The organism is Streptomyces sp. A0958, assembly GCF_004795035.1.
Taxonomy (GTDB): Bacteria; Actinomycetota; Actinomycetes; order Streptomycetales; family Streptomycetaceae; genus Streptomyces.
Map to the genome: position 1 here is coordinate 1 of NZ_SSBK01000106.1, position 977 is coordinate 977.

Below are 977 nucleotides of genomic sequence, written 5' to 3' on the forward strand. Positions count from 1 at the left end.
TCAGCCCGATCGAGTACGAGGAGAAGCACTACGCCAACCAGGCAACGACCGAACAAGTGAACCTGAAACTACGTCACCCCGCCCTGACCAGCTAGTCAACACCTCCCGCACAGCGGGGGAACCTCACTGGGGACAGGGTGACATCGGCTATGGGGCCCACCGGCTGGGTGAGATCCTGCGCCCAGCGCCGGTTGAGGCGGTGCTGGCACAGGCTATTGCGCTGCTGGCGACCGATGGCGCCGTGGCGGGTTACCGCAGGCTGAGCGGCGCGATCGCAGGCCTTGGACCGGCGTTCTTTACCAAGTTCCTGTACTTCGCCGGCGGCGCCGTAGTGGATGCGCCGGGGCCGCGCCCGCTCATCCTTGACCAGCGCATAGCTCGTGTCCTGCGCGCCTACACGACACGACTGGGGGAGGAAATCCAGCTTGAGGAACCCGCGAAGCTCGCTGCCTGGTTGTGGAGCGACGGCGGGTGGACCCCGCACCGCTACGGCGTGTACCTGAGATAGACACATGGCGTCACCGGGCAGCTGGCCGGGTCCACGCACTGGCCGCTCGCTCCGGACCTACTGGAATTGGCACTGTTCAGCGGTGCATGGACTCCGTAGGAGGCTCGCCTCGGGCGGTCATCCGATTCGGCGGCACCACGTCCGCTGCCCCTTTGGGTCCAGCCCGTGACCAAAACCCCGGACCGTCACAAAGCAGCGTTCGGCTGGCTGGCCTGCGTGCACCCTGACCGAGTGCTCGTGGTCCGAATTGCAAGCTCGGGGCCAAGGGTGACGCCCGTGATGGCGAGTTCCTTGCGGAGTCCGCTTATGCTCGCGAGGCAGTTGGTGTGAACAGTTCATTTAGGGCTCTCCTGCCGTATGTGTGGGTGCCCTGGGCTGGGCTGATACGTGAAACACGCCGCTCTCTGTGAACCTTGAGGTGTCTAGCAACAAGGTTGATCAAGCAGAGAAGCGGCGTGTCCATCTTCAG

The 977-nt window shown here is 64.4% G+C and carries 1 pseudogene; it reads left to right on the forward strand.

From position 1 onward, the window contains the following. Window positions 1–508 (forward strand): annotated as a pseudogene (locus E6P78_RS34065) (hypothetical protein); the annotation flags it as partial. Window positions 509–977: the final 469 nt, after the last annotated feature.